Annotated in this window: 4 protein-coding genes; all 4 read right to left on the bottom strand. The window is 60.5% G+C overall.

The annotated features are described in order from the left end of the window. On the bottom strand, positions 1-1,635 hold a 1,635-nt coding region (gene speA / locus ACXRVY_RS18095; protein WP_458237905.1), incomplete at its 3' end, for an arginine decarboxylase. A gap of 219 nt (positions 1,636-1,854) precedes the next feature. Then, positions 1,855-2,226, bottom strand: coding sequence for a translation initiation factor Sui1 (locus tag ACXRVY_RS18090; RefSeq protein ID WP_007991289.1), 372 nt, complete (start codon positions 2,224-2,226; stop codon positions 1,855-1,857). A gap of 300 nt (positions 2,227-2,526) precedes the next feature. Beyond that, complete coding sequence (locus ACXRVY_RS18085; protein WP_223462774.1) at positions 2,527-3,084, bottom strand: NUDIX hydrolase; 558 nt, start codon at positions 3,082-3,084, stop codon at positions 2,527-2,529. 3 nt (positions 3,085-3,087) lie between these two features. Beyond that, entirely contained in the window at positions 3,088-4,155 is a 1,068-nt protein-coding gene (locus ACXRVY_RS18080) for a DUF2333 family protein (RefSeq protein ID WP_108219840.1), read from the bottom strand. Positions 4,156-4,478: the final 323 nt, after the last annotated feature.

The raw sequence follows: 4,478 nt of genomic DNA, 5'->3' as shown, positions 1-4,478 counted from the left end.
CACCAGGAATATCCCCAGCAGATAGTCTTCACCTTCGTTCAGACCGTGCACCGGCAAGCTGGTCTCGATGCTCTGCTCGTCGACGTACTGCTTGATCTTGCCGTCGGAATCGCAGGTCAGGTCTTGCAGCACTGCACGGCGCAGCGGCTCTTCGTCGAGACGGTGCAGCGGCAGGATCGGCAGGACCTGGCCAATAGCCCAGGTGTCCGGCAGGCTCTGGAACACCGAGAAGTTGCAGATGTACTTGTCGGCCAGCTTGTCGTTGAGTTCGTCGAGCACCTGACGGTGGGAACGCTGACGGGCCTTCAACGAGTTGTGCAGGCGGCGGCAAACGGCGAAGTAGCATTGCTCGGCCAGGGCTTTTTGCGCCAGGGTCAGCTTGCCATCGGCGTATTGAGTGGCCACGTCGCTCATGTAGTGCGTGGCGCGCCAGTAGGTCTCGGTGACCATTTCGATGTCGGTCGGGCCTAGCAGGTCAACCAGCCACTGAACGGTTTCCGGCAGCTCTTCCTTGTTATCGATCTTCGGCACATCGTCGTTGTGTTTCTCGACGTCGGTCACCTGCACCACCAGCATGGCGTGGTGGGCGGTCAGGGAGCGGCCGCTTTCGGAGAAGATGTTCGGGTGCGGCAGGCTCTGCGCGTCGCAGAATTCCTTGAGCATCCCGACCACGACGCCGGCGTAATCGTCCATGTCGTAGTTGATCGAACTGGCGTTACGCGAGTGCGTGCCGTCGTAGTCCACGCCCAAGCCACCGCCGACGTCGATGTGGTCCACCGGCAGGCCAAGGTTGCGCAACTCGCCGTAGTAACGGATCGCTTCCTTGAAGCCGTGCTGGTAGTCCGCGAGGTTGGCAATCTGCGAGCCCATGTGGAAGTGCAGCAGGCGAATGCCCTGGTCCAGGCCGGCCGCGCGGAAACGCTCGACCACCGACAGCAGTTGCGCGGCCGACAGGCCGAACTTGGATTTCTCGCCGCCGGTGTCCGCCCACTTGCTCGAGGCCAGGGACGAGAGGCGCACGCGCAGGCCGACCTGAGGCTTGACCTTGAGCGAGGCCGCTTCTTCGATCACCAGACCAACTTCGGATTCTTTCTCGATCACGATGAACACGTTGTGGCCGAGCTTCTGGCCCATCAGCGCCAGACGGATGAACTCGCGGTCCTTGTAACCGTTGCAGACGATGGTGCCGCCCTTCGGCGCCAGTGCCAGCACCGCCAGCAGTTCGGGTTTGGACCCGGCTTCCAGGCCGATGGAAACGTTCTGGGTGGCGATGATGTTCTCGATCACCGCTTCCTGCTGGTTCACCTTGATCGGGTACAGCGCGGTGTACTTGCTCTGGTATTCCAGGCGCTCGATGTTGGCGTCGAACGCGCCGGTCAGCTGACGCACGCGGTCTTGCAGAATGTCCGGGAAACGGACCAGCAACGGCAAGGACAGGCCGCTTTTGCGCAGCTGGTCGACTTGCTCGAACAGGTCGATAGGCGAGCTGCTCGGACCGTTCGGACGAACTTCGACGCGACCGGCGTCATTGATCGCGAAATACCCGGCCCCCCAATGGCGAATCCCGTAAACACTGCGGCTGTCCGCAACTGTCCATTGGCTGCCATCGTCTTTGCGTGTGCGTCGTACGGACATCGAAGTCCCCTATAAAGAAGTCATAGTGCGTCGCCTGGGTTCAGGCCGGCGCAGTCTAAAGAATGAAAATGACGGTTCGTCAACGAGGCAATAGACCCCGCCGACCGCAACGAGTTTAGAAACCGGTCATGAACAGGCTCTGTGAAAACCATGTGGCTGACGCCAGGCCTGAATGCCATCAGGACCGGATCAAACCGAGGGTGGTTTTCACAGAGGCTGCTAGCCGCCGGACTTCTTCGCTTTGAAACCGAGCTTGATCAGTTCTGCCAAGAGTAGCTCGACATGATCGCCCTGGATTTCGATGACACCGTCTTTCAACGCCCCACCGGTACCGCAACGTTTCTTCAACGTCGTGGCCAGTTCCTTGAGCGCGTCTTCAGCCAATGGCACGCCGGTGATGGTGGTCACCGTCTTGCCGCCACGGCCCTTGCTTTCGCGACGCACGCGTGCGATGCCGTCGCCGGCAGGGATAACGGTCTGTTTGCAGATGCAGGCGTCCACCGGTTTACTGCATTCCGGGCAATGACGACCTGCGTCGGTGGAAAATACCAGGCCGCCCAAGGCGGCGAAGGATGCGGCTTTTTTGGCCACCGGCAATCCTCTTCGGAGGACAAAGACTGGTCGCAGCACTTGGGAAGTGCTATCGACCGCGAAGCCCCACTCAGGCAGGGGCAGCGCTACTGAATCGGTACAACATTCACTTCACTGTAGGAGCGAGCTCGCTCGCGATGAACTCAAAGACGATGCGTTCATTCTGGATGCCTGCGTTATCGTTGACGTCCATCGTGAGCAAGCTCGCTCCTACAACAACAAGCAATACCGGTTCAGTTTGAAAAGGTCGCGCAGTGTAACGGCAAAAACGCCGATTGCTAAGAGCCAATCGGCGCCAATTTATAGCTGTTTTGCGACGTCGTTCCGGCGTGAGCGCAAATAGCGCTTCAACGCAGCCAGAGAGTCCGGGCAATAAGGCTTTTGCCCGATTTCCAGCATGACCTGATCAATGGGGATAAAGCGCGCTTCGAGCACCTCTTCCGGTTGCAGGATCAACGGACCATCCCACACCGCCGAGAACGCCGAACACCACAGGCGATTGCCGGTGTCCTCGAAGAAAAAGTGGTCATGGGCGGTCAGTTCCACGCCACTCACGCCCAATTCTTCCTCCAGCTCCCGGGCCGCCGACTCGGCGTAGGTTTCACTGGCGAGCACCATGCCGCCCGCCGCAACGTCCCAGTAACCGGGATAGATCGCCTTGCTCAGGGTGCGGCGATGCACGCACAACTCGCCAGCGGAATTGAACAACATGATGTAGGTGCCGCGCCCGATCAGCCCGCGCTCGCGCAAGTCGGAACGGACCAGGGCGCCGAGCAGGTTGTCCTGTTCGTCGACCCAGGCGATCTGTTCGGCATCGGACGCCGCGCGGTGCGCGGCTTCTCTGGCGTTATCGACCATGACTCAGCCCTGATTGAGCAATTGACGCAAATCGATCACCGCGGCGTTGGCCCGGGAAATGTAATTGGCCATGACCAGCGAGTGGTTGGCCAGTACGCCGAAGCCGCTGCCGTTGAGGATCATCGGGCTCCATACCGGCTCCTGCGACGCCTCCAGTTCACGAATGATCTGGCGCACGCTGACGGTGGCGTTCTTCTTGGCCAGCACATCGGCGAAGTCGACTTCGATGGCGCGCAGCAAATGCGACAACGCCCAGGCCTGGCCGCGGGCTTCGTAGAACACGTTGTCGATCTGCAGCCATGGGGTTTCAACGATTTCTTCGTCGACCTGCGGCGCGACGCCCGGTGCCACCACCTCGGTTTTCAACGCGGTGTTGAGCTTGACCCGGCCCACACTGGCCGACAGTCGTTGCGACAGCGAACCCAGACGGGTGCCGACATCACCCAGCCAGTTGTTCAGGTTATCGGCGCGGGCATAGAACAGCGCGCTCTTCTGGTTCGGATCGGACAGGCGCGCCTGATAGCGGCTCAGGGAGTTGATGCCTTCCTGATATTCGGACTCGCTGGACGGCAGCACCCAGCTCTTGTTGTCGAAGTTGAAACGCGGCTCGGCCTTGGCCAGGTCGGCGTCTTCGGCGGACTGCGACTGCGAACGGGCGAAGTCTTTACGCATTGCCCGGCTCAGGTCGCGGACCTGCACCAGCACGCCGTATTCCCAGCTCGGCATGTTGTCCATCCACAGGCCTGGCGGGAATCGGTCGTTGGAAATATAGCCGCCCGGCTTGGTCAGCAAGGTGCCGGCGACGGTCTTCAGGGTTTCCACTGTGGTGTAGCCAACGACCATCTGCTTGCCTTCTTTCTCGGCCGCCAGTTGAGCGGTCTGCTGGACCGGGAACAGCGCCGGCTCCTGGCTCCAGTACCAGCCCAGGACACTCGCCACCAACAGGTAGATGCCCAGCAAAGTGGCCAGCGCCCGGCTGAACAGCAGACCGCCCAGATAACTGCGGGTCTCCGACTTCGGTTCAGCGGCACGTTCAGGCGCACTGCCTGTGCGGTTCTTCCAGTCCAGCATAGCGATATCCTTTCAAGCTCTTGAGGTCAACGGTTCGACCACAACCATACAACAACGTGCCTTGGCCCGGCACCCGCCATCGCACCGATGCGGAAAATTACCGGTCTTGCGGATGAAAAGAGTTCCCGCCCACCAGATGACTGTGTTGCCGTCGAAATCCTCCTAATGGTTTGGATGACACGCCCCAAGGGAATCCCTGCCCCCTGAGGCCAATAAAAACTGGCCGATCCACACCGCTCAGACAGCCGTAAATGGCCAATGGTCTGTTACCCGCCAATTGCCGCCCTGCGCCCGTCAAGCGCCCTGATTCACGGCACTTCGCC

Source organism: Pseudomonas sp. P5_A2_2, assembly GCF_054177685.1.
The sequence above is the reverse complement of the archived record's forward strand: the minus strand, read 5'-3'. Positions and strand labels throughout refer to the sequence as shown.

Coding starts and splice junctions, on each gene's coding strand:
- ACXRVY_RS18080 (WP_108219840.1), bottom strand. CDS start 4,155: ATGCTGGACTGGAAGAACCGCACAGGCAGTGCGCCTGAACGTGCCGCT.
- ACXRVY_RS18085 (WP_223462774.1), bottom strand. CDS start 3,084: ATGGTCGATAACGCCAGAGAAGCCGCGCACCGCGCGGCGTCCGATGCC.